This window comes from Oleiphilus sp. HI0067 (assembly GCF_001635735.1).
In genome coordinates this window covers 1-714 of the sequence record NZ_LWFI01000442.1, presented here as the reverse complement: position 1 = coordinate 714, position 714 = coordinate 1, and the positions used below count along the sequence as shown (strand labels likewise).

Sequence of the window (714 nt, the reverse complement as noted above, 5' to 3'; positions counted from 1 at the left end):
GCTCAAGACCCTTCGTGTCGTCGGCCGTATAGAGTACTTTTACGGGAACGCCTTCAGGTGACATCCAAGTCATTTCTTCTGGAGTCATGCCTTTCATTTGTTTGGTAGCGAGGGCTTCCCACTCGTCGAGTTTGAGCGTTTTCTTTTCAGTCATAATTTAACTCTAGTGCTTAAACTAACTTTGGTTTTCGTCTGATGACGAGTCGGGGTCTTTGTGTCGCCAAAGACCTCGACACCCCAAAGGCGACCCGGATTGCTTCGCAATCGACGGGCTTAATGCGTCGATAAAATTTTCACAACTGGGGTCAGAGTACTTTTATGCTGACCCCAATTTATTAAAACTACATCGGCTGATTCAATTCAACCAAAACGCCATCGCAGCTTTTAGGGTGAATGAAGATAACTCGGCAGTTGTGTGCACCCAGTGATGGCGCATCTGACAAGAACTCATAACCCTTTGCTTTGAGGCGTTCGATGTCAGAGTCGATGTCATCGCTTCGAAAGCATAGGTGATGCATGCCCCCGCCTTTTTTGTCGATATACTTCTGGATCGGTCCTTGTCCATTCAGTGGGTGCACAAGCTCAATGCTTGTTTTGTCTAAAGGGAAAAATGCCGTGCTAGTCAGGGCGGACTCAACATCTTCTTGGCCTTTGAAATCCAAGCCAAAGTCTTCAGCAAAGCGTTGAATTGCTTTCTGTAAATCAGGTACTGCA

Annotated in this window: 1 protein-coding gene; it reads right to left on the bottom strand. The window is 46.6% G+C overall.

Annotated elements, in window-relative coordinates; genetic code table 11:
* Positions 1 to 341: 341 nt before the first annotated feature.
* On the bottom strand, positions 342 to 714 hold a 373-nt coding region (gene mce, locus A3739_RS05115; protein WP_068500578.1), incomplete at its 5' end, for a methylmalonyl-CoA epimerase.